The organism is Sneathiella sp. (assembly GCF_047631475.1).
In the GTDB taxonomy this organism is placed as follows: Bacteria; Pseudomonadota; Alphaproteobacteria; order Sneathiellales; family Sneathiellaceae; genus Sneathiella.
Genome location: NZ_JBLHZT010000022.1, coordinates 20,155 through 44,327 on the forward strand (window position 1 = coordinate 20,155; position 24,173 = coordinate 44,327).

Here is a 24,173-nt window from a genome sequence, read left to right on the forward strand (position 1 = left end):
CCTTTCTTATCAGGAAAGTCTTATGGCATCCTCAATAAGCAATTGAGCCGAAGTCTCGCCCCGCCAAGTGTTCTTTCTTAGATGACCAGCAATGTGAAAGCTCGCTCCCTTATGTGAAATGAGGGCGTCACCAAGTGGCGTTTCAAGGCTGCGGAAACTGATGCCAGCCAGGCGTCCCCGATTACCAGAACCGGTCATAATGCACCTTACGTGGTTTTCACCCACAATACTGGCGGTAACGATGCGTACATTTGATAAAACAAATCTTGGCTCTGGATTTCCGGCTCCGTAAGGGCCACCCATCTCCAGGTGATTGATTAACTCGACAGTCGCCCCCTCAACCCCCAGTGCCCCATCGACGCCCAGACTGGCCGATTGTATGGCCGTATCCACGTCCTTGGAAAGGCGCTCGCTTAAAAATCGTCTAAAAGCGTCAATCTGGCCTTTTTCAATGGTCAGACCCGCTGCCATGGCATGGCCGCCCCCTGCCACGATATGCCCAAGATGACGGGCTGCCCCCACAGCGGCCCCCAGATCGACCCCCGGAACAGAGCGACCGGACCCTTTACCCAGTTCACCGTCCATACCAATAATGACTGTTGGCCGTTTGAAAGCATCTTTAACGCGGCTTGCAACGATACCAATAACCCCGGGATGCCAGCCTTCTCCGTCGATCACTAAGACAGGATCTCCGGCCTTGCTCGCCTTTTCGGCCTTCTCCAAGGCCTCATCAGTTACCAGCGCCTCAATCTCTTTGCGTTCCTTGTTATAGTCATCAAGGAAACCCGCAAGTTTCTGGCACTCTTCCGGATTGTTGCTTGATAGAAGCTGCGGCCCATATTCCGGACGGCCAACACGCCCCCCCGCATTGACCCGAGGGCCCAGAAGATAACCCAAATGATACGTTCCCGGCATTTCATCCAGGCCGGCGACATCACTCAGGGCCACAAGTCCCGGATTAGTCCGGCGGGCCATTACCTTCAAGCCTTGCGTAACAAAGGCCCTGTTAAGCCCTTTCAACGGCACGACATCGCACACCGTTCCCAGCGCGACGAGGTCCAATAAGGTCATTAGATTTGGTGGCGGTTTATCCCCAAACCAACCGGCATTTCTTAAATCCCTGTTGATGGCAACGCAAAGAAGGAAAGCAACCCCAACAGCGGCAAGATAGGTATATTCCTGACTTTCATCATGCCGTTTCGGATTGATGACAGCCTCTGCCTGTGGAAGACGGGTTTCTGCCTGATGGTGATCAACAATGACAACGTCCAGACCAATTTCTTTCGCATGATCCATCACGTCAAAAGAAACAATGCCGCAATCGACAGTGATCACAAGATTGATGCCCTGCTCCTTGAGATGATCAAAGGCCGGTTTGTTGGGCCCGTACCCTTCTTTCATCCGATCAGGAATATAGACCAGCAAAGGAATACCAAGCAGGTCGAAATATCGTTTCAGCAGCCCGGAAGACGTGGCGCCGTCGACATCATAATCGCCGAAAACGGCAATCTTTTCGTTATTCTGAACTGCTTTGATAATGCGTGAGGACGCCTTATCCATATCTTTAAAACTGGATGGATTGGGCATCATGTCCCGCATTGTGGGACTTAAATACTGTTCAGCCTCGTCCAGCGAGACCCCCCGTCCGGCAAGAACCCGCCCAACAATTTCCGGCAGGTCCAGACGCTGGGAAAGCGCAAGGCCCAGACGCTCATCCTGCGAACGAAGGCGCCAGCGCTTTTCCTGTAGGGAGCATTCAACACCCAGAAAAGCCGGTATCTCATGCTCACTCATTTTATCTCTCCGGCTTAGGCGCTGTGATCACCGCGCACATAGCGAATAGTTCCCGTGTGGGAGCGCATGACAATTGAGTCAGTATGAACGCGATCCCCTACACGACGAACCCCGCGCAACATGGATCCATCCGTCACCCCACTAGCGGCAAAGATCACGTTGCCAGCGGCCAATTCCTCGAGATTATATGTTCTACCGAGATCGGTAATGCCCCATTTGGCGGCACGGGCTTTTTCGTCATCATTGCGGAAAACCAAACGTCCCTGCATCTGACCGCCGATACAACGAAGGGCTGCCGCTGCCAAAACACCTTCCGGAGCACCACCAGTACCGACATACATATCAATACCAGTATCTTTATCTGCGGTGGCCATAACGCCCGCAACATCACCGTCAGAAATCAGTTTGATCCGTGCACCGGTTTCTCGGATGCTTGCAATAATATTGGCGTGACGCGGACGATCCAGAACGCAGGCCATTGTCTGACTGACGGGAACACCCTTGGCATCGGCGATGGCTTTCATATTTTCGCCCGCAGACCGGTCAATATCAATAACCCCTTCAGGATACCCACCGCCAACGGCGATCTTTTCCATATAGGTGTCAGGTGCATTCAGAAAATTACCTGATTCTGCAAAGGCAATAACAGCAAGTGCGTTCGGTCCGCCTTTTGCCGTCAGGGTCGTTCCCTCCAGCGGATCAAGTGCGATATCGATCTTTGGTCCGTTGCCTGTACCGACTTTTTCGCCGATATACAGCATAGGCGCCTCGTCCCGCTCGCCTTCACCAATAACAATCGTTCCGTCGATATCCAGATCGTTCAACGCTGTCCGCATTGCGTCCACAGCAGCCTGATCCGCAGCTTTTTCATCGCCAAGACCAACCAGATTACAGGCAGCGCGAGCCGCGGCCTCTGTCACACGAACAATTTCGAGTGTAAGTTTTCTATCCAGTTTCGAAATTTCTGACATTTTTACATCTTCCAGCAAAGTAGACGCCGACTACACTTCGGCATCATAATATTAAAGTTTTGCAATTCTAATCATTCGTGGCCGATCCACACTATGATCAAATTCATTAATTTGGTCCAGTGCACGGCACAACGCGGCTTCCTGGACCTCGTGGGTTGTCAAAACGACTGAGACTGCCTCTTCAGGCGCTCTCCCCCTTTGTAATAAGCTTTCAATAGACACTTTTTCGTCGCGGAAAACAGCAGATATATCCGCGATCACACCCGGTCGATCAAATACGTTTAATCGCACATAATAGCAACCGACATGCTGTTCGACAGGCACTGCCGGGATAGATACCATTTTATCGACTGGAATACCAAATGTAGGCGATGTGCGCGCCGCACCAATATCAACAATGTCCGCAACAACAGCAGACGCTGTCGGTCCCTCGCCCGCACCGCGTCCTTCATAAACGGTCGTGTCGACAAAATCACCTTCTGCGACAACCGCATTAAAAACGCCCGAGACATTGGCAATCGGCGTATCCTGGCGCACCATGCAAGGATGAACGCGCTGCTCAATTCCCTTATCCGTTTTTCTAGCAACACCCAGCAATCGAATGCGATACCCGAATTCTTTTGCAAGGGAAATATCCAATGCTGAAACTTCCCGGATACCTTCAATATAAACACTGTCAAAATCGACCGGAGTTCCAAAAGCCAGACTGGTCAAGATCGCCAGTTTATGCGCGGCATCTACACCATCCACGTCAAAACTCGGATCTGCTTCAGCATATCCCAAAGCCTGAGCTTCTGACAGGATAGCGCCAAAGTCGCCGCCAGTGTCTTCCATTTCAGTAAGGATATAATTGCAGGTCCCGTTCAAGATACCATAAACGCGGCTGATGGCATTGCCTGCCAACCCTTCACGCATGGCTTTCACAATAGGAATGCCTCCCGCAACGGCCGCCTCATACGCCAAGGTTGTTTTTTTATCTTCAGCAAGTTTTGCCAGTTGCTGCCCATGTACTGCAAGCAACGCCTTATTTGCCGTGACAACAGGCTTGCCAAGGTTAAGGGCCGCTTCGCACAAGTCTTTGGCAACGCCTTCACTACCGCCGATCAACTCAACAACAAGGTCAACATTCGGATCTGATGCGATGTCGACAGCATTGTCATACCAGGTTAGCCCGTCAAGCGACACGCCGCGATCTTTCGATCGATCCCGGCCAGAGACGGCCACAATTTCAAAATCACTGCCGCTACGATCACTGAGGAGCTGACGATGTTGCCGGAGCACCTTTATGACGCCGACACCAACTGTTCCAAGACCTGCAATACCAACTTTCATAATTTTTGCCATATTATCTGGATTTGAAGGCAGCTAGATGCTTATCCGCATCAGCCATGAATTTTTTTACGTTCCGACATGCCTGACGGATACGCTGTTCGTTTTCTACAATAGCGATCCGGACAAAGCCATCACCATGCTCACCGAACCCCAGCCCGGGTGCAACCGCCACTTTTGCTTCTTGCAGCAACAGCTTGGAGAATTCGAGACTTTTCATTTCTTTAAACGGTTCTGGAATTGGTGCCCAAGCAAACATCGTTGCCTCGGGAGAGGGAATTGGCCATCCCGCCGCCGCCATACCACTAATCATAACATCACGTCGGACGCGGTACATATCACGGGCTTCCTGAACGCAATCCTGCGGACCGTTCAACGCCGCGGTGGCCGCCACCTGAATTGGCGTAAATGCACCATAATCAAGATACGATTTGATGCGGGTAAGTGCCGCGATCAGTTTCTTGTTCCCGGTTGCAAATCCCATCCGCCATCCGGGCATGGAATAAGTCTTGGACAAGGACGTAAATTCAACAGCAATATCACGCGCGCCTTCCACCTGAAGGATCGATGGCGGCTTTTCGTCACCGAAATAGATTTCTGCATATGCCAGATCTGACAAAATATACATGCCGTGCTTCTTCGCATAATCGACAACTTTTGCATAAAAGGCCAGATCCACCGTCATCGCGGTCGGATTGGATGGAAAATTCAAAATCAAACAGGTGGGTGTGGGGATGCAATGCTGCATTCCACGCTCCAAGGCTTCAAAGAAATCAATGTCCGGACCGACTTCAAAATGCCGAACAACGGCTCCGGCAATTATAAAGCCATAAGGATGAATAGGATAACTTGGATTTGGCGACAGGATCACATCCCCGGGGGTCGTGATGGCCATTGCCAGGTTGGCAAGCCCTTCCTTAGAGCCCAAAGTCGCAATTGTTTCCGTTTCCGGATCAATATCAACACCGAAACGCCGCTTGTAATATGCAGCGTTGGCTTTTCTAAGCCCCGGTATTCCGCGGCTGGTAGAATATCTATGTGTCCGCCCGTCCTGCACAGTCTCCACAAGCTTGTCAACAATGTGCTGTGGGGTTGGCGTATCGGGGTTTCCCATTCCAAGGTCAATAATATCTTCTCCGGCCGCTCGGGCTGCTGCTTTCATACGATTGACTTCTTCAAACACATAAGGGGGCAGTCTTTTAATGCGGTGGAATTCCGGATTCATTGGCCTTTTCTCTTGTTATGATAAATTTCTGCCCGCCGTGTCAGAAGGATGAAAACCTCTTCTGAACACGCCAGGCAGTTGGATAAAGATTTTTTTTATACGATGCCGCGTTATTTTACGAGGAAGATTTCCGTCCGCCTGTTCTGCGCTTCCGTACTTGGCATTGTTTCTCGTGTTACCGGGTCCTGATCACTGACAGATTCAACAATAATTTTTGAAGAATCGACACCGAGGTTAATCAGGCTTGTGACAACCGCGCTGGACCGCTCTTGCGACATCCGCAAGTTGACCATCAAATGGCGCTCAAGAGGAAGCTCGCGGGTTCGGCCGGACGCGTGTCCGACGACCCGAAGCATAGCGCCCGTTTGTTTTTGAAGCGATGCGATCTGCGCCAACTTGCTTCTGTCCCCTGCGCCAATACGCGAAGAGCCGGTTTCAAAGTAAATGACGGCATCCGGTTTTACACCGGCCGCAGATCCGGCACGCCCCATGACGGCCACACCACGATTACCGTTCACAGCGTTGCCATATCCCAAGGCAACTGGTGTATTATAGGTATCCCGAACGATCGGAGAGACTGCAACAGCAGAATTTCCAATTGGCTGGACAGGGTAGCTTTGAAACTGTGTGTTTGCCGGCAATGTCGTTGTCGTTGCAGCGGAGGCCGCTAGCTGACGCTGGAAAACATTATTGACACCCGCACCGCTGATAACCGTTGTTCCTGTTCCAGGGGCAATCTGGGCATACGCCTGATTTTGCGTTGTAACCGGGGCACCATTTGGCATCAACTTAACACCCGGCTGGCCTGGTGCAGATGAAACCGGAACCTGTCCAGGTTGCGGAATAGGAGCCGAATTAACAGAAGGGCTTGGCGCCGCTGTAACTGCTGGACCGGTAGCCGATGCAATCGGAGATGCCGGTGCGACAGGCGCAGGCGGCCGAGGAACCGGCTGCTGCGAGGTATCCGCCCGCAACTGTTCGTCGGTATATTGAGCGTTTTCGCGGTCTGCTTTCAATCCTTCTTCGATGTCTCGGGCCTCCTGAACGGAAACAGTTTTTCCTGCTTCGTCCGGCACATCACCGAGTTTCGGATATTCGCTGTCCGGTTGAGCAATTTGCTCAGGGCGTTTCGCGTCACCATCCCCGCCATCAAACCAAGTTCCCGGATTGACCCAATCAGGTGTCGAACAACCAGCCAAAACCAACATTGATGTTGCGACTGTCAGTTTTGAAACATGTTTCTTAATTGCATTTCCGTCCAATGAAGGGGAGATTTGCTTTATCACCATTTCTTATAGCCTGTACCTGCATCAATTATTCGGGTTGGACCCATGCACACCGGGAATCACGTCCTGCGCGCTATTTTCATTAAATTCTGAATAACTTAAAGCATATAGGGGAGATTTCCGCAATCATTTCGACACACTAGAAAAAAATTACTCCCTAAATTTCTTTTTTTGGATGTTAAAAAAAGACCATTTGTTACACTAGCCCTATATTAGTCGATAACGAACACAATAAACAGGAGTGCGCACCATGCCAGAAAAAAACGAAACACTCCAAACAGGCGAGTTGCTTGAAACATCCAAGGAGTTTTCTGAGAACCTGATGCGGATCAGTCAGAAAAGTCAGGATTTGATGACTGAGTTTTACAACAGCCAGAAAAATGCGGAATTCGACCCTGACCCTTTTAATATCGGTGGCGCCTTTTTGGACCTGTCCCGAAAGATGACCGAAGATCCAACCAAATTGATGCAGGCCCAGACCGAACTTTGGCAGGGCTACATGAATATTTGGCAAAATATGGCAACTGCAGCGACCGGGGATACTGTGGAGCCGGTCATCGAGCCGGAAAAAGGCGATAAACGCTTCCGGTCTGAGGAATGGAGCAAGAACCAGCTTTTTGATTATATCAAACAAACCTATCTGCTGACCTCGAAGTGGATTAATGACACGGTCGCCGATGTGGACGGCATGGATGATCAGTCCCGCCAGAAAGTTGACTTCTATACAAAACAATTCACCGATGCTCTTTCACCCAGCAATTTTTTCTGGTCCAATCCGGACGTGTTGAAAAAAACGGTGGAGAGCAAAGGAGAGAATTTGGTCAAGGGGTTGGAAAACCTTCTTGAAGACCTGAAAAAAGGAAAAGGTCAGCTTAATCCCAGAATGGTCCCGGATGGGGTTTTCGAGGTTGGCAAAAATATTGCGGTGACGCCTGGTAAAGTGGTTTACCAAAATGAAATGATGCAGCTTCTGCAATATTCTCCAACAACCGAGAAAGTATATAAGAAGCCGCTGCTCATCACGCCTCCCTGGATTAACAAATTTTATATTCTGGATCTGAAGAAAGAAAACTCCTTTATCAAATGGTGCGTTGATAAGGGGTATACGGTCTTCATCATTTCATGGGTCAATCCAGATGAGCGCCACATTGATCGGAATTTTGAAGACTACATGTCCGATGGTATCCTTGCGGCACTGGATGCGATCGAAGAAACAACAGGCGAGAAAGAAGTGTCTGCAATTGGTTATTGCATTGGCGGTACTTTGATGTCTGCGACACTGGCCTATCTGGCTGCAATCGGCGAGGAGCGGATCACCGCCTGTACATTCTTCGCGGCTCAAATGGATTTTGAAGATGCGGGCGAGCTCCTGCTCTTCACGGATGAAGAACAAATCCTGATGATTGAGCGCAAAATGGAAGCGGCCGGTTTTCTTGAAGGCCGGAACATGGCGACAACTTTCAACATGCTGCGTTCCAACGATCTTATCTGGTCCTTCGTCATCAACAACTATTTGATGGGGAAAGATCCCTTCCCGTTTGATCTATTGTTCTGGAATTGCGACACAACCAACATGCCACCGAAAATGCATAGTTTCTATCTTCGGAACATGTACCAGCGTAATCTGTTGAAAGAGCCTGGCGGTCTGACACTGGGCGGCCAAAAAATCGATCTCTCAAAGGTTAAAATTCCGATTTTCGTTCAAGCCAGTAAAGAGGATCATATTTCTCCGTTTGAATCGGTCTTCAAGGCGACTAAATTAATGAGCGGCCCGTCTGAATTTATGCTGGCAGGATCTGGCCATATTGCAGGTGTCATCAATCATCCTGATGCAAACAAGTATCAACACTGGATCGGTAATAATAAGAAGAAATACGATACAGCAAAGGATTGGATGAAAGATGCCAAGGAAGTCCCTGGATCATGGTGGCCGCACTGGGACAAATGGTTGTCCAAGAAATCAGGACCAAAAGTGGAAGCCCGGGATCCGGCAAAAGGAAAGCTCAAGCCTATTGAAGATGCCCCAGGATCCTACGTAAAGGTGATTGCCAAATCCGGCCAATCAGAAGCGGATTAATCTTCGGCTTCTGATTTATAGACCTGCGCCAATTCTGCATAGTGATTGGCGCCACTGGTGAGGTTCGCTTGCTGATCTTCCGTTAAATCTCGGATATATTTGGCAGGTGTTCCGCCCCAAAGCTGCCCTGTTGGCACCCGCTTATTCGGTGTCAGCAAGGCCCCGGCTGCAACCATCGCCCCTGTTTCGACAACGGCACCATCCAGAACGGTCGCCCCCATCCCAACAAAGCTGCCATTTTCAAGTGTACAACCGTGAATGATGCAGTTGTGGCCCACCAGAACATCATCACCAATAATGGTCGGATGGGTTCCATTTGACACATGGATAACTGTGCCGTCCTGAATATTGCTTCGTTTACCGATGCGAATGTAATTTACATCACCGCGAACAACACAGTTAAACCAGACGCTTGATTTCTCACCGATCACAACATCGCCAATTACATCGGCGGACGGTGCAATATACACACTGCCATCAATTTCAGGGGTAACCCCCTTAAAAGAAAGAATATTGGATGTCATTGCCGGGATCTCCTTTTATGGGAAAAGTGGCGCCTGTTCCAAGCCAAGCGTTTCGTCAAAACCGAACATCAAGTTCATATTTTGAACAGCTTGCCCGCTGGAGCCTTTTACCAGATTGTCAATCGATGCAATAACCGTGGCCCGACCGGGAATGCGATCTTCAAAAACATTGATCACACACAGGTTCGATCCACGCACCATTTGGGTTTGCGGGACGGCATTTTCTGACAATACCCGAACAAACGGCTCATTTTCAAAAACAGATTGGAAATGTTTCTTCAAATCTGCTGCCGTTTTGCCATCGCTCAATTTAACGTGGCATGTCACCAACTCACCCCGACTCATAGGCACCAGATGAGGGACAAAATTCACCCGAATATCGTTCGCCGGCACACCAACTGCCTTGGCAATTTCCTGCTCGATTTCAGGGGCATGACGATGTTTTGCAACACTGTAGGGGCTAAGGCCCTCACCTGCTTCACTGAACAGTGTATTCTGCTTTAATCCCCGGCCCGCACCCGTCACTCCCGACTTGGCGTCAATCACCAGATCTTTTGGATCGATGAGACCTGCCGCCACCAAAGGAACCATCGCCAACAACACAGCAGTCGGGTAACAACCAGGGCAAGCAACAAGGCGTGCGTTTTTGACCTCATCCCGATTAAACTCAGTCAGCCCGTAAACGGCCTCTTTTTGCAAATTCATCGCCTGATGCGTATGCCCATACCATTCAGCATAGGTATCCGGGTCACGCAACCGGAAGTCAGCCGACAAATCGACAACCTTTACAGAAGCGGGCAAGGTCGCAATAATTTCCTGTGTCGTTCCGTGGGGTAATCCACAGAAGACAACATCAACAGTTGTCCAGTCAGCCTCTGAAACAGAGATCATATCCGGAAGACCGTAGCCCCCCAAATGAGGATAGACTTCATCAACAGACTGCCCAGCTTTTCGGTCGGCCGTCAGCAGAATAACGTCTACACCCGGATGCCGAAGAAGCAACCGCATTGCTTCTGCACCTGTATATCCACTTGCACCAAGAATACCGGCTTTGATTTTTTTGTTTACATTCGTCATAACGCGTTTGCAGGTTTGTTTTTCCTGCCCTCTAGAATTATTTCTGTACCAAATAAGGAATATGTTCGCCTTTTAAGCTTTTGTCTGCGAACCAGATCAAAATATTAAGGTCGAACGTCTCAAGCTGCTCTTCATCCATTCGGTAGCGGCCTCGCTTGATCCCTGACAGAATTTCCTTCTGGGCTTTTCTAAGCAATGCATTTCGAACTGAGCCACGCACGTCAAGCTGGTCTTTCATTTCTTCAAGCAGCTCGCCGCCGGTTAAACTATGCGAATAATCTTTGATCAAAATGTCAAATCGCCCTTGGTCATCCAATGTGATGCCCAGTGCGTCTATCGACAGATCGTCCACATTTTTAATCGGGTAGTCCATGTCCCAGTTCCAATAGTCATAATCCCAAAATGGGGAAAGTTGTCATACACCAATTTATGAAGGTCGCAAAGCCTTCTCATAATAATATTCAACGGATTGACTTAAATCTGACAGAGTTCGCGTTACTGCGCCCCCGACAAACCCTCGTTTTTCATATAAACGGTGTGCGTTCTCGAAACGTGTATCTGTCCACAGATATAGTGTCGGCAAACCGCGTTCGTGAACGGCATCTTCCACCAACTGGCAAAGAGAACTGGCCAGCCCCTGACGGCGGACATTACTGTCCACATATAAATGCTTGAGTTCCGCAGTTTCTTTTTTTGATGCAAACCCCACAGAGCCAACGATTTTGCCGCCCTGTTCGGCAACCCAGAAAAGTCCGCCCTTATCGGCAAAAAACGACGCAATGGATCGATATTGCGGCTCTTCACCATCAACATCCAAAATACACCCTTCATATTCTGCGTAACATTGTGCGACCAAAGCAATTAAGCCGTCTGCATCAGAATCTTTTGCAAATCGATACGTAATCTGCGTCATGGGACCATACTCACTAAATAACCAGAAAGGGCGTACTATACGCACGCCCTTTCAGATTTAAAGCCCCATCGTATCAGCAAGCTCCCGATCAGCCGCCTTGGCCGCTTTTTCCTGCCGAACCTGAGCCAATCTTTCTTTTTGCTTCAGGAATTCATGGATCAAAGCACCGGTAAGTGTGACACAGATGATGATTACTGCAAGGGCACTCAGATCGGGTTGGGTACCCATCCGGACTTTACCAGCCAAGACGGTTGTCAGGGTACTTTCCGCCTGAATGGTGAACACAGTTGTGTTGTAGTTTTCAAATGATGTCAGAAACGCGAGCACCGCCGCTGAAAAAATAGCGGGCCGCAAAAAGGGCACCATAATTTTCCAAAAAACCTGAACATGCGTTGCCCCCAGATCAAGCGCCGCTTCTTCCTGTGTTTTATCGAAACGGGCCAAGCGGGCAAGAAACACCAGCATGCAATAAGCCGAAATAAAGGTCGATTGACCAACAATGGTCAACCACATTCCGTTGTAAAACAGGCTTTCATATTCCGCATTGACTGCGGTGCCCATTCGGTCCCAGAAAACCAGCGTTGATATTCCCAAAATAACGCCGGGTGTCAGAACAGGCGACACAACCACCATATAATAATAAGGGCGAACCCGTTCATATATCTGTGTCATCATAAGTGCCGCAGCCAGCCCAATGGGGACAGATAAACAGACCACCCCGAAACCAATCCAAAGGCTGTTAATCAAACCATCCATCATTTGATCATCATTGAGCAACTGGACAAACCACTGGGTTGTAAACCCTTCCCACGGGGTTACTTGCGGGAAGGAAGTAGCATTAAAGGCGGTCACCCCCATCATGATCAGCGGACCAAACAGGTAGCCGAAAAACAAAATGATATAGAAGAGAACCATTAAACGCATCACTGTACGAGAGGTCATTTTGTAATCTCCCCAAGTGATACCTTAAAGATCTTCATCACTGTCATGACAAAAGCAATACAGGCAATCAACAGAACAAATGCATAGGCTGATCCCTGCGGCCAGTTGCCGCCCGTGTTAAACCACTGATAGATCACTTGCGTGAACCACAGACTGCTCGGCCCGCCCAATATCTGCGGGGCTGCCAATGCCCCGGCGGACAACATGAAAACCATCGTACAGGCCGATGCAATTCCGGGTTTTGCGTGCGGTATAACCACCCGCCAATGAATGCGCCACCAAGGAGACCCCAGATCGCGGGCAGCCTCCACCTGATTATGATCCAGACTTTCAATGGCGTTAAAAATTGGAAAGATCATCAACAGGATATACGCGTAACTCAACCCGGCATACAGGCCGATATCAGCCCGCAGAAAATCAAAGGGTTCATCCCAAACACCAAGATAAATCAAGAAGTTATTGATCACACCGCCAGTGCCGAACAAAATTCGAAAGGCGAAAGCACGCAAGATTTCATTGACCCAGAACGGAACAACCAAAGCCAGAATTAGCAGCCGGGCTTGCCCCCCTTTTGCCACCTGAGCCATGTAATAAGCCATCGGATAACAAATCGCCAAATCCAGCAAGGTGACAAAGATGCTGGCAAGCATAGTTTTCAAAAATACTGTCAGATGAAGCCAGTTCAGCCACTCTTCGTCCGTCTGCCGACCGAAAATCAGATACTCATAATTCTTGACGGTATGAACGTCATTTGGCCCGCCAATTTCCGCAAGAGGCAGGTTATGGCGAAACGAAAAATCCACCATATAGAGCTGCGGCAGAACGATCATGAAGACAATCCAGGCAACTACCGCAATGATCAAGTAAAGCGAAATAAAAGTACCGTTTCTGCGCACGAAATTGATGGCGGAGACAGACGACCAAAGCCCGCCAGCTTTCTTTTGAATAAGAGGCTGCAACAGCAATGCCAGAAGCACCGCCATAAAGATGATAAAGAAATCATTCATCCGCCAGATCCCCAATGGGCAAGGCAACAGCCTGCTCTGCGCGGAAGCTGACACGAACCTGCACGCCTGGCGTAAATTTCTTGCTCCCACCCGTATTGGGTAGGGTCGCCAGTAACGGTTTCTTGGCCGGACCTTTCAACGAGATTAACCGAACGGCCCCTTCAAAAGACTCGGAAATGACCGGTGCGGCAAACGTATTTTCCAAAGCTTCCCCGCCGGGCTCCTCCGCCTCGAGCGGTGACAGCGCCAAATTTTCGGGTCGAATAAACGAATAGGCTTCGTCTCCGATTTTCACCTTTCCAAGATTGCGGGCCCGCACGCGCGCAATGCCACAATCCAATACGGCAAAATCCTTATCCGATTGAATAACCTTTCCTATAAGAGGGTTATTTTCGCCGACGAACGACGCCACAAAGGCGGTTTCCGGATTGTCATAAACGGAATTCCCATTCCCAACCTGCTGAATTCTACCAGCACTCATCACCGCAATGCGGTCAGACATAGTGAGGGCCTCGCCCTGATCATGGGTAATGTAGATAAAAGTAATCCCGACCCGCTGCTGAATTTCCCGAAGCTCCGACCGCATATGCTGCCGCAACTTCAAATCCAGTGCAGATAAAGGCTCATCCAGCAACAAAACCTCGGGTTCAACGGCAAGCGCCCGTGCGATCGCAACCCGCTGTCTTTGCCCCCCTGATAATTCCGAGACCAGCTTATCGCCTTGCCCATTGAGGGCTATCAAATCCAGCAATTGGTTTGCCTTGTCCCGCCGGTTCAGCTTGTTTACACCGCGAACTTCAAGGCCAAAGGCAATGTTTTCTGCAACTGTCATAAGCGGAAACAAGGCCAGGTTCTGAAAAATCAATGCTGTTTGCCGCTTGTTTGGGCCAATACCCAACATATCTTTTCCGCCAATCCGAACAGCCCCTTCGGTTGGATCGTTAAAACCTGAAACAGCCCTCAATATTGTTGTTTTTCCGCACCCTGATGGCCCAAGGAAGCTAAAAAACTCCCCACCTTCGATTTTTAAATGGGCGTCTTGGACTGCCGTAAATTCGCCAAAGCGAATGGTCAGATGGTCCAGTTCTACATCTGCACTCATACTTTTTAACTCCGGTATCGACCGGAACAGGAAATCCCGAAAATGTCAGGCTATTCCGGCTACGCTTCAGATATCAAAAGAAAATGGGCAGAACCCTGCCCATTTTCTCCTGTATGTTTAAAATCAGGCTGCGACGAACTTATCGCGATACTGATTTCTGATTTCAGCGTACCAGGACGGTGTCGCTGGCCATGGCCATAGTTTATCAAGCGCATCCCCTGGATAAGCAGAGGCGAAGGCTTTTTTACTTTCATCCGTCAGATGATCGGCGGCCCCTGTACTGACCGAATTATACCCGGTCTCATTCGCAAGCAATCCGCCCATTTCAGGCTTATTAGCAAACTTGATAAATTCGTAAATCGCATCAACATTGCGGGCCCCAGCAGGGACAGCAAGGCCGTCGACCCATGTAAAGGCGCCCTCTTTTGGTGCCATGAAACGAACCGGTTTTCCTTCCTTGAACAGCCGAAGAGGCGGACCATCCCACGTTTGACCAATAACAACGCCATTTTGCATAAAGCCGTTGATCTGACCGTCAGCGTCGTTCCAGAATTGCTTGATCCACGGTTTGTGCTCAACCGCAAATTTAGTGATCTTATCCCAGATCATGCGCATTTTTTCTTCAGTTTCATAGGCTTCTGTGAACGGAGGAAGTTCTCCAGTACCTTCAAGATACCGACCGATCCCTGCCATCATGGAATGTGGGCGGCCCATGACTTTCCCTTTCATTTCAGGGAGCCAAAGATCGCCATAGGACAGCTGACCATATTCCGTCGTATATTTGTCCGTGCGATACGCCATCGCCTCGGTTCCCCAAAGGAAAGGCAAGTGACGTGGTTTTCCATCCCAAGAGAATTTTGCGGAAATTCCCAGCATGGATGGCAAAATGGCTGACGTATCAACCTTGTTCATGTCAAAGCTGCTGAGAAGACCTAGATCCTGCCACTGACTGCCACGGTCATTTGTTGGGCTGATCAAGTCAAAGCCGCGCCCCTTGGTCGCTTTCAGCTTATTCAGCAATTCTTCGTTGGAGCCATAAGGCGTGTGTTTAATATTGATGCCGGTTTCTGCTTTAAACTTCTCGCGGAACGGTTTAGGCAGATAATCTGACCACATCATAATATTGAGATCTCCTGAGGAGGAGAAAGCATCCTGAACCACCCATGGTCCCAGAGCCGCCGCACTTCCCAAGAGTGCCGCGCTTTTTAAAACACCACGGCGAGAATGCGCTTTTGCAGCCTTTACAGTTTCTTCAGCAGAAATTTGAGATTTCGTCTTTTTGGTCATCTTGTCAGCTCCCTGTTGTTGGCAACATACTCCATCCGCACATTGCCATGCCGATTGATATAGACACCCTGCACCTCTCAGGAATACTCCGCCCTCCCGCGGACACTGAGTTGAGACAACAGGCTTTGACCATCTTTTGTAGATGCTTTCTTAAAACCATTTGTCAGGCAGTTGAAATACTACTCACAATATACATCTACTCTCAACCCCAAAATTTTCTGCAGGGGAGACCGTCGATTTAAGAAGACTAAAATGAATAGACGAGTTTCATTTAGACACAAAAAAAGGCGGCCAAAGCCGCCTTTTAACGAAAATTCTTCTTATCAGAGAACTTTGAGATCTTCTGCAGAAGATTTGCCGTTACGGCCTTCAACCAGTTCGTATGATACTTTTTGGTTTTCCTGCAGAGAAGTCAAACCAGCTCTCTCTACAGCTGAAATATGCACAAATGCGTCCGCGCCACCAGCGTCAGGCTCAATAAAACCATAACCTTTTGTTGCGTTGAACCATTTTACCGTGCCTGTCGCCATCTTTAGTCTCCCGGATACACTCGGAATCGATTCGTAGGGTAGTCGAGGTATCCAATATCAATAAGTTCTCGAATCGACTTATTTATGGCATATCAATGTTTCTGGAATATTGCAAAGATTTCCTGCTTTCTTTTACATGCGTAAACGAATGATTTTTTAGAAAGTGTGTCTTTTGTCATATGTTTCTTGCGCCCAATATCCTTAGACATTAGCTTCGGCCCAATGAACGGAGCGTACAAATGATCCCAGAGTTTTCAACAGTTTTGCTATTCCTCACGACAGCTTTTCTTCTGACAATAGCGCCGGGCCCGGATATTGTTTATGTCGCCATGCGTGGATTGGCTCAGGGTTGGAAAGCCGGCTTTGTTGCCGCCCTCGGCCTTGTGACTGGAATATTTGTTCACATTGCCTTGGCGGCCTTTGGCCTCTCGGCGATTCTTGCCTCCTCCCCTGTCCTGTTTGCAATCATAAAATATCTTGGTGCGGCCTACATCATCTATATTGGCTGGCAAATTGCCCGGTCTGGACCGGTATCAGTGAAGGGAGACAACGCGCATCCACCTTTATCCCGGATATTCAGACAAACCATTTTGATGAATATTCTAAATCCTAAAGTCGCCCTTTTCTTTCTTGCGTTCCTGCCGCAATTTGTTGACAGCTCAGCAGAAAATGTGACCGCACAATTTCTGATTTTTGGTATATTGTTTCAACTGAACGCCCTCCTTGTCATGGGTTCGGTCGGACTATTTTCTGGCATATTGGCCAGTAAACTCACCGGTTCTGCTGGAACCAGTGCGGGATTTGTAAAATTCGCCGGTGCCGGTGTTATGGCGATCGGCGCGTTCATCCCGGCCCAGGAACTCTGGAACTGGTTTTCGGAAACATGACCCAGCGCCCGCACAAAAAAATAGCCCTTCACGACTGGGAACGCCAAAAGCCGTTTGAGATTTTCAGTCAGGTTCATGCTCCTCATTTCAACATCACTGCCGATATTGATGTGACCCGTTTGATTGACGACGTGAAACCTGCAGGGATATCTGTTTTCAACGCTGTGCTTTATGCGGCGATGGCTGCCGTAAATGATATTCCTGAAATGAGAACACGCTTTTCTGGACGGGATATATACGAATATTCAGTGAGTGATCCCAGCTTTACAACGCCGATCAACGACAGGGATTTTGCGTTTTGTGAAGTTACATTTTCAGACGACTGGCCAACTTTTAACGAGCGTTGCATCACCGCCATCGCCGAAGCGAAAAAACAAACCGAGCTTAAAGAAAATGCAACCTCTGATCACTGGACATATCTTACCTGCGCGCCATGGGTCCATTTTACAGCTTTAACGCATCCGCATAACGGACCCGAAGACTGCATCCCCAGAATAGCCTGGGGCAAATTTTCGAAGATCAATGGCCGCTGGAAAATGCCCCTTAACCTGCAAGCTCACCACGCGTTGATGGATGGCTACCATGCGGGCCAGTTCATACAGAAAACAGAAGATCATCTTAACAGCCGGGCCTTTACCCGCTAGTCCAGCGCAATAAACTGCCGCTCGATGACTTTCAATGATACAAGTTTGTCTTCTCGGGAAATCCTGTGATTGCGGTCCAGCATATTCGATGTCTGGAAAAGAATGCGATTGCATTGCCCTTGAGAATTCTTGGCGGGAAAACCAACAGACAAACTTTCTATTTTTTTGCCGCTTTCTGTTTCACCAATGGTCTTGCCAGCAAACCCACAGGGCGCGCGTAAAATGGACCCAAAAACTTTTGACGCGTCCGGCCGATCTTCTGGTTCCCAAAGATCCAGAATATTCTCGTCCGTTATGTCCCAACCGAAATAGTCGACCAACCCTGTTCCGACCAGACGGCAAATAACCGTTGCCTCATCCTGCATTTCGTAAATGGCAATATTCGGAAGTAACGACCGAACATCTGCAGGATTAAAATCCGATTGAAACGGTACATTGTCGTCACTGGGAAGGCTTCTCCAATAAGTCGCGAACTCCTGCGCTTCCAGACTTCCCCACTCAACCCCATCAAAACTAATAAACACCATGAATACCCCTATTACCGGCGCATTCGGATTAATCCAATAGTCCTAAAATATCAACAATAAAGAGAATACGAATTTAAATAAGTTCTCCAAAATCTCTCAAAAACCCTAAAATTCATTGGGCTGTGACAAAATCTGAAACAATCAACTCTACTTTTAAGGGTGATTGTAATACTTATTATCGTTCCGTAATAAAGATATTTACGATCACAGTCACGAGCGATATCTATAGAATTTTATATAAAATTCAAAGGAGTATTAAAATAATACTTACAAGCAGTTTAACCTGACAGCCTCTGGCATATGTTCGTATGGGAGAAGAGAAAGATCCGCCGTACCCCAATCAGGTGTATCAACGACAATTATTCGCGTTTTTTGTTCGTACACAGCTCTAAAATGCGTTTTTGACCGCAAAATGACAATATCAAAATCCGTCAACTGATATCCGAATTGCACGAAGCAATCTTCATCGATCGCCGTTGTACTGATACTGGTCAGGATCACAGTAATACGCCCTATCCTGATCACGGCTGTATCACCTAAATCAACGGGCCGCCCCAAGCGCATTGGTCCGCTGCCAATATAATTTTTGTGTCCCACCCACAGTATTTCGGCCTCAACAGAAACCGGTCCGCCCGCTTTATCTGATGTCCAACCACCAAGTTTCAGCGTGACCTTGCTTCCTGCGCCACTGGCCAGACACTTCTGCACGCTTTCAGGATCCCAAAGATAGGGAACCATAATTTCGGCAGTCAGTTGGGCCTTAATTGCTTTTTTCAATAACCAGGTCGAATCATTGAACCGATCGGCATGCTCCAACAATACGACAGGCTTGTTGCTTTGACCCAACAGACGTTTTGCGATCTCAAAAGCCTCTGTATGCGGCACCACCTGCTCTTGATGATTAAGGTTTTCAGCAACAGCATTAATTTTGTCACAATAAGCCTGCGCAATTCGTTCACCAGTTTCGGCATCACCATCCGTGACAACAACGACAGATAGACCAATATCCGGCACGTCCGCATAGGCGAACCCACAGAATAACGACAAATCCAGAACACCTACCTCTCGCCGCACCTGATCAAGGCCATGCCTAACCAGACCAGCCAAGGGTTCGATGCCGGTAGCAGTGAAAATACTCGGCAGAACAATCGGCAACTTCTTCATTGTAATATTGGGCATGATAACGCCATTGATCTGATCGACTAATAAACGAGCAGCCCTCCGGCCGGTTTCTGCCATATCCGTATGCGGTGAATAGTGAAATCCACAAAAACTTGAACATAACTCCGCCGTCTTCATAGAAAGGTTCCCATGCAGATCAAAAGCGACCGATAGCGGCATATCCGGCCCGATGACAGAACGCACGGCCTCCAATATCTCGGATTCCGGATCCAGATATCCCGGAGTTGTCATTGCCCCATGCAGGTATAACAGGACCCCACTCAAGCCATCCAGATTATCCTCAATCCCCTTAATCAATTCGTCACGGTATGCCTCGAACGCGTCATCTGTTGCGGGTCCACCTGCGGAACAATCGACATAGAAGATGGGAACCACCTCTGCATTTTGCATCGCTAGAACATCCAGAAACCCGCCTCCGACAGTTTCAGTCGAACGTAATACATCCAGCATCACCCCCGATCGACAAGCGGCAAGATCAAAATCACTTTTTTCCGTAAAAACAGGTAAAAAAGAGACCGATTCCAAAGCGAAACCCGCCACGGCTATTTTCATCTCAGTCCCTTATAAAAAAGTCGCCATTTCAGACAGGCTTTTCTTAATCTGCGATTTAGAAGGAATAACGGCATCCTCGGCGGGATGTCCTGCGACAAGGATAAGAAAGGCTTTTTCGTTATCCGGACGCTTGCAGACCGTGTTCAGGAACTTCATCGGGTTGGGAGTATGGGTTAGCGTGGCCAATCCTGAATTGTGCAGAGCATTGATCAGAAAGCCGGTCGCAATTCCAACGGACTCGTTCACATAATAGTTTTTGTATGTCTGCTCGTCATCAAGCCGGCCATACCGTTCTGCGAAAACCACAATCAACCAGGGCGCATGCTCCAAAAAAGGCTTCTCCGTGTCTGTGCCCAAAGGAGCAAGGGCCGCCAGCCACTCCTCAGCCGCTTTTCCACCGTAGAACGCCCGCTCTTCTTCTTCAGCTGCTTCACGGATCTGCTTTTTTATTGCGGGATCACTGACAACGCAAAAATGCCACGGCTGATGATTAGCCCCGCTCGGCGCAGTTCCAGCCGCTTTCAGGCAATTTTCAACAACCTCCACCGGCACAGGGTCTGAAGAAAATTCTCTGGTAGTATGACGCTTCTTTACATCGTCATAGAATGCCTGGCTTCGGCCAATCATTTCACTGTCTGGAAAACGTCTTTGATCTGGTAGCGGGATGGGATCAAACACCTCTCCCGGCGTAAAAACTCTGCTCATCTTCATTATGCCTCGCTTGAAAGGTCGATAAGCTAGAGTATCTTTCCTGAGGCGATTGCCAACAAAAAAGAAAAGTATTTCGGCTCTACTTATTTATTGCTAGTGAGAGATTTTCAGCTTCGTTCAATTTGCCATTGCGGTTCTGCTTTTTGCAAACCGGTTCCAGATGCGTTCATGTATATAAAAAACTACTGTGTTGCACAGAGGCTCTACCAGTGCGATCACCCCGCCCACAAGAAGGCTTCCGGTCAGTAGATACCCCACCAAAAATGCTACGCCAAAATGCAAAACCGCGAAAGTCCCTGTTTTAATCAATCCATACCGCATACCAAACCGCTCCTTCTAATACTGAATATTAATATATGCAAATCGTTATCATTTGCAATATCAGGATATAGGATACCCCCTCCCCAGCAAAACCCATCCACTTTTTCTAATATGATAGCCCAGACAGTCGTCAGGCCCAGCAAGAGGCTTCACCCTACAATATTTCAGCGTTTTGTGTGCCAGATTAGCCTTTTTATGGTTTCCCTTTTCGGCCATTTTCGCTATGTTCTGCGCAAATTTAGGACCTCTTGAAAAAACTTTTTGATCTGTGCCAGCAAATCCTCTTTGCCAGCGCAGGCGTTCAGGCTGGTCATCCACCAAATCGCTGATAAGCAATAGAGAAGATTGATCATGACGAATTCCAGTGCTGAGCACTTCGACAAATGGAAAGACCAACAAAGCTCTGCTGAACAAATGATACCGCTGGTTGGTAAATTATATCGAGACAATGGTGTCACAATTCGGATATTCGGCCGCAGAATTCTGAACAATTCGACAATCGATATTATCAAGGCGCATCGTTACGCCTTGCAGATGGTCGGCGAAGAGCTAGATATTAGCAAGAGCCTTCAATTGCTCAATATTATGGTCGAAATGAACCTTGCTCCGGCTCGGGTTGATCTTGGCAAATTCTGCTATCGCTTCATGCAGCAAGGCGGCGACCCTAAAGCCTTTCTGACAGAACAGCTGGCCAGCATTAATACAGGAAAAGGCAGCATTCTTGTGGAACCACAGGATGTGGTCCTCTATGGCTTTGGCCGCATTGGCCGCCTGCTGGCGCGGATGCTGATTGACCGCGTTGGGGATGGCAACAAAATGCGGCTGAGAGCCATTGTTGTGCGCGGCGGCAAAGAAGGAGACCTCAAAAAACGGGCCAGCCTGCTCCGCCGGGATTCTGTCCACGGTGCCTTTAATGGGTCCATTAAGGTGGATGAAGAGGAAAGCGCAATCATCGCAAATGGCGTTTACATCAAAGTCATTTACGCGAACTCTCCTGCCGAAGTCGATTACACAGATTACGGCATCAAAAATGCACTGATCGTTGATAATACTGGCATGTGGCGGGATGAAGAAGGTCTTGGCCAGCATCTGAATTGTAATGGCGCGGCAAAAGTATTGCTGACTGCGCCCGGGAAAGGTGACATCAAGAACATTGTCTATGGTGTAAACCACGACGACATTAGTGCATCCGACACAATCCTTTCCGCAGCCTCTTGCACGACAAACGCGATTACACCGGTTTTGAAAGCGATCAATGACGAATATGGCGTCAAAAACGGCCATGTCGAGACGATCCACTCATACACCAATGATCAAAATCTGATCGATAACTACCACAAAGGAGATCGCCGCGGCCGGGCCGCAGCGCTCAACATGGTTCTGACCAGCACCGGTGCTGCAAGTGCCGTTGCCAAATGCCTGCCGGAACTTGAAGGCAAGCTCACAGGAAATGCGGTTCGGGTCCCGACCCCAAATGTTTCCATGGCAATTCTTAATCTGAATTTGGCGAAAGAAACCGACAAGGATGCCCTCAATACGCATCTACGCAATATGGCGCTATATTCTCCGATGCAGGATCAGATTGATTACACAGCCTCTTCTGAACTGGTTTCTACTGATATGGTTGGATCAACCCACGCCGGCGTAGTTGACTCGCTCGCCACCATTGTTGAGGGCGACCGTGCGGTTCTTTATATCTGGTATGACAACGAGTCAGGGTACAGCACTCAGGTGATCCGCATGATGCAGGAAATTTCAGGTCTGAAGATGCCAACAGTCCCTGCCGAATAAAAAGACTTGCGGACAAGACGGGATCCTCTCGTCTTGCCGCTTTGCTTAAGCCGGTCTGCCCACTTAATCCCTGACCGAAGCCAAAAAATATGGGCACATTTGATCGCGTTTTCTGTTCATGGATAGAACAATGAAACCGGTTGCGTCTTCTCAATGCCCGAAATACGCCTCTCCCCCCAAAGCAACTCCAAACAATCCTCGAAAGCGTGAATATCCCTATGGTTATTCTCCAACATGTCCGCGGCCGCGCTGCCCGAAGGCTCCGGCATGTCCCGTCTCTGCATAACGGAGGATATGTATTCTTCCTTGCATCCCTCTGTTTGCACGACAAAAAAAAGCCGCTTCCCTTTGGAAGCGGCTTTTTTGTATTCGTCTGCTTTCGAGAAAACAGAAAAATATCAGAATTAACGTTTTGAGAACTGGAAGCTACGACGGGCTTTCGCACGACCGTATTTCTTACGTTCAACAACACGACTGTCACGTGTCAGGAAGCCTGCAGCTTTCAATGGCGCGCGCAATACTGGCTCGTAGTATGTCAATGCTTTGGAAATACCATGACGAACAGCACCGGCCTGACCAGAAAGGCCACCACCTTTAACTGTGCAGAATACGTCAAACTGGTCAACACGCTCAGCAACTTCAAATGCCTGTGCCAGGATCATGCGAAGAACTGGACGGGCAAAATAAACTTCCTGATCACGGCCATTGACTGTGATTTTACCAGAACCTGGCTTAATCCAAACACGGGCAATCGCATTTTTACGCTTACCAGTCGCGTATGAACGGCCAAGGTTGTCAATCTTTGGTTCTGCCAAAGTTACTTCGATAACTTCTGCAGCTTCGATTACCTCTGAACCGTCTGTAGTGGCTTCTGTGCCGCTTGTCAGGTCTTTCAGATCTTCGAGGGAGTTTGCTTCATCAGCCATACTCAAACACTCCTTGTATTCTTAGGATTCATGGCTGCAACATCCAATGCTTCCGGCTTCTGTGCCGCATGTGGATGCTCGGAACCGGCATAGACGTGCAACTTGCGAAGTTGCTCACGTCCCAAAGGTCCCTTTGGAATCATACGCTGAACAGCTTTTTCGATAACGCGTTCTGGATGCGCACCGCCAAGAAGCTTTTCCATGGTCCGGCTTTTGATGCCGCCCGGATAACCGGTATGCCAATAGAATTTCTTGTCTGTCAGTTTTCTACCGGTCAATGCAATTTTTTCAGCATTGATAACGATAACATTGTCACCACAATCGATATGAGGTGTGAACATTGGTTTATGCTTGCCGCGCAAACGGTTCGCAATGATTGAAGAGAGACGACCAAGAACGAGCCCTTCAGCGTCGATCACCAGCCATTTTGCCTCAACCTCAGTCGGTTTTGCAGAATAGGTCTTCATAAAAATTCAGCCTTCGCTCAAGCGTGCCAAAACAAAATAGAGGGCGCAATACGCCCCCGTCAAACTTGGACTGGGTTATAATTGTCGTTTTTATCGAAGTC

Annotated in this window: 24 protein-coding genes; 4 read left to right on the plus strand and 20 right to left on the minus strand. The window is 48.7% G+C overall.

The window, feature by feature from the left end:
- Positions 1–9 precede the first annotated feature (9 nt).
- From recJ to ACJAYR_RS10590, 5 genes are all read right to left on the minus strand, one after another.
- The gene (gene recJ / locus ACJAYR_RS10570) at positions 10–1,794 is read right to left on the minus strand and encodes a single-stranded-DNA-specific exonuclease RecJ (protein WP_415236573.1); all 1,785 of its coding nucleotides are present in this window, start codon (positions 1,792–1,794) and stop codon (positions 10–12) included.
- Positions 1,795–1,808: 14 nt separating this feature from the next.
- Positions 1,809–2,765: a class II fructose-bisphosphatase gene (gene glpX / locus ACJAYR_RS10575; RefSeq protein WP_181017905.1), complete on the minus strand. Its 957-nt coding sequence runs from the start codon at positions 2,763–2,765 to the stop codon at positions 1,809–1,811.
- 51 nt (positions 2,766–2,816) lie between these two features.
- Entirely contained in the window at positions 2,817–4,097 is a 1,281-nt protein-coding gene (locus ACJAYR_RS10580) for a homoserine dehydrogenase (protein ID WP_415236574.1), read from the minus strand.
- A gap of 13 nt (positions 4,098–4,110) precedes the next feature.
- Positions 4,111–5,319: an LL-diaminopimelate aminotransferase gene (locus ACJAYR_RS10585; RefSeq protein WP_415236575.1), complete on the minus strand. Its 1,209-nt coding sequence runs from the start codon at positions 5,317–5,319 to the stop codon at positions 4,111–4,113.
- Between the two features lie 110 nt (positions 5,320–5,429).
- Positions 5,430–6,608: an OmpA family protein gene (locus ACJAYR_RS10590; protein WP_415236576.1), complete on the minus strand. Its 1,179-nt coding sequence runs from the start codon at positions 6,606–6,608 to the stop codon at positions 5,430–5,432.
- A 247-nt stretch (positions 6,609–6,855) separates the two neighbouring features.
- Here ACJAYR_RS10590 and ACJAYR_RS10595 point away from each other — a divergent pair, with 247 nt between their 5' ends.
- The gene (locus ACJAYR_RS10595) at positions 6,856–8,682 is read left to right on the plus strand and encodes a PHA/PHB synthase family protein (protein ID WP_415236577.1); all 1,827 of its coding nucleotides are present in this window, start codon (positions 6,856–6,858) and stop codon (positions 8,680–8,682) included.
- Here ACJAYR_RS10595 and ACJAYR_RS10600 read toward each other — a convergent pair.
- The 9 genes from ACJAYR_RS10600 to ACJAYR_RS10640 all read right to left on the minus strand — a co-directional run bounded on the left by ACJAYR_RS10600 (position 8,679) and on the right by ACJAYR_RS10640 (position 16,064).
- On the minus strand, positions 8,679–9,206 hold the full coding sequence (locus tag ACJAYR_RS10600; protein ID WP_415236578.1) for a gamma carbonic anhydrase family protein: 528 nt from the start codon (positions 9,204–9,206) through the stop codon (positions 8,679–8,681). The genes ACJAYR_RS10595 and ACJAYR_RS10600 overlap by 4 nt on opposite strands.
- A gap of 15 nt (positions 9,207–9,221) precedes the next feature.
- Entirely contained in the window at positions 9,222–10,283 is a 1,062-nt protein-coding gene (gene argC, locus ACJAYR_RS10605; protein WP_415236579.1) for an N-acetyl-gamma-glutamyl-phosphate reductase, read from the minus strand.
- Between the two features lie 37 nt (positions 10,284–10,320).
- Complete coding sequence (locus ACJAYR_RS10610) at positions 10,321–10,656, minus strand: hypothetical protein (RefSeq protein ID WP_169544905.1); 336 nt, start codon at positions 10,654–10,656, stop codon at positions 10,321–10,323.
- 54 nt (positions 10,657–10,710) lie between these two features.
- Positions 10,711–11,196 carry a GNAT family N-acetyltransferase gene (locus ACJAYR_RS10615; RefSeq protein WP_415236580.1) on the minus strand — a complete coding sequence of 162 codons (486 nt, stop codon included), beginning with the start codon at positions 11,194–11,196 and terminating at the stop codon, positions 10,711–10,713.
- A gap of 57 nt (positions 11,197–11,253) precedes the next feature.
- The gene (locus ACJAYR_RS10620; RefSeq protein WP_415236581.1) at positions 11,254–12,138 is read right to left on the minus strand and encodes an ABC transporter permease; all 885 of its coding nucleotides are present in this window, start codon (positions 12,136–12,138) and stop codon (positions 11,254–11,256) included.
- Positions 12,135–13,145: an ABC transporter permease gene (locus tag ACJAYR_RS10625; protein WP_415236582.1), complete on the minus strand. Its 1,011-nt coding sequence runs from the start codon at positions 13,143–13,145 to the stop codon at positions 12,135–12,137. Before ACJAYR_RS10625 ends, ACJAYR_RS10620 begins: the two co-directional genes overlap by 4 nt.
- Positions 13,138–14,247, minus strand: coding sequence for an ABC transporter ATP-binding protein (locus ACJAYR_RS10630; RefSeq protein WP_415236583.1), 1,110 nt, complete (start codon positions 14,245–14,247; stop codon positions 13,138–13,140). Before ACJAYR_RS10630 ends, ACJAYR_RS10625 begins: the two co-directional genes overlap by 8 nt.
- A gap of 123 nt (positions 14,248–14,370) precedes the next feature.
- The gene (locus ACJAYR_RS10635) at positions 14,371–15,534 is read right to left on the minus strand and encodes an extracellular solute-binding protein (protein ID WP_415236584.1); all 1,164 of its coding nucleotides are present in this window, start codon (positions 15,532–15,534) and stop codon (positions 14,371–14,373) included.
- A 323-nt stretch (positions 15,535–15,857) separates the two neighbouring features.
- The gene (locus tag ACJAYR_RS10640; protein ID WP_169544900.1) at positions 15,858–16,064 is read right to left on the minus strand and encodes a cold-shock protein; all 207 of its coding nucleotides are present in this window, start codon (positions 16,062–16,064) and stop codon (positions 15,858–15,860) included.
- A gap of 239 nt (positions 16,065–16,303) precedes the next feature.
- On the opposite strand from ACJAYR_RS10640, the gene ACJAYR_RS10645 reads away from it, so the two are divergent.
- Positions 16,304–16,951 carry a LysE family translocator gene (locus ACJAYR_RS10645; protein ID WP_415236585.1) on the plus strand — a complete coding sequence of 216 codons (648 nt, stop codon included), beginning with the start codon at positions 16,304–16,306 and terminating at the stop codon, positions 16,949–16,951.
- A complete protein-coding gene (locus tag ACJAYR_RS10650; RefSeq protein ID WP_415236586.1) occupies positions 16,948–17,595 on the plus strand; it encodes a CatA-like O-acetyltransferase in 648 nt (215 codons plus the stop codon). The genes ACJAYR_RS10645 and ACJAYR_RS10650 overlap by 4 nt, the downstream gene beginning before the upstream one ends.
- Here ACJAYR_RS10650 and ACJAYR_RS10655 read toward each other — a convergent pair.
- From ACJAYR_RS10655 to ACJAYR_RS10670, 4 genes are all read right to left on the minus strand, one after another.
- Complete coding sequence (locus ACJAYR_RS10655; RefSeq protein ID WP_415236587.1) at positions 17,592–18,122, minus strand: PAS domain-containing protein; 531 nt, start codon at positions 18,120–18,122, stop codon at positions 17,592–17,594. The genes ACJAYR_RS10650 and ACJAYR_RS10655 overlap by 4 nt on opposite strands.
- Before the next feature lie 267 nt (positions 18,123–18,389).
- Positions 18,390–19,856 (minus strand): M81 family metallopeptidase, encoded by a 1,467-nt coding sequence (locus ACJAYR_RS10660; RefSeq protein ID WP_415236588.1) that lies wholly within the window; start codon positions 19,854–19,856, stop codon positions 18,390–18,392.
- Positions 19,857–19,865: 9 nt separating this feature from the next.
- Positions 19,866–20,561: a nitroreductase family protein gene (locus ACJAYR_RS10665; RefSeq protein ID WP_415236589.1), complete on the minus strand. Its 696-nt coding sequence runs from the start codon at positions 20,559–20,561 to the stop codon at positions 19,866–19,868.
- Between the two features lie 123 nt (positions 20,562–20,684).
- Positions 20,685–20,888: a DUF2061 domain-containing protein gene (locus tag ACJAYR_RS10670; protein ID WP_415236590.1), complete on the minus strand. Its 204-nt coding sequence runs from the start codon at positions 20,886–20,888 to the stop codon at positions 20,685–20,687.
- Positions 20,889–21,239: 351 nt separating this feature from the next.
- Here ACJAYR_RS10670 and ACJAYR_RS10675 point away from each other — a divergent pair, with 351 nt between their 5' ends.
- Positions 21,240–22,679 (plus strand): glyceraldehyde-3-phosphate dehydrogenase, encoded by a 1,440-nt coding sequence (locus ACJAYR_RS10675; RefSeq protein WP_415236591.1) that lies wholly within the window; start codon positions 21,240–21,242, stop codon positions 22,677–22,679.
- A 404-nt stretch (positions 22,680–23,083) separates the two neighbouring features.
- On the opposite strand, the gene rpsI is transcribed toward ACJAYR_RS10675, so the two are convergent.
- Both rpsI and rplM read right to left on the minus strand, forming a co-directional pair.
- Positions 23,084–23,605 carry a 30S ribosomal protein S9 gene (rpsI, locus tag ACJAYR_RS10680; protein ID WP_169544892.1) on the minus strand — a complete coding sequence of 174 codons (522 nt, stop codon included), beginning with the start codon at positions 23,603–23,605 and terminating at the stop codon, positions 23,084–23,086.
- Positions 23,606–23,607: 2 nt separating this feature from the next.
- On the minus strand, positions 23,608–24,072 hold the full coding sequence (gene rplM, locus ACJAYR_RS10685) for a 50S ribosomal protein L13 (RefSeq protein ID WP_169544891.1): 465 nt from the start codon (positions 24,070–24,072) through the stop codon (positions 23,608–23,610).
- Between the last annotated feature and the right edge of the window lie 101 nt (positions 24,073–24,173).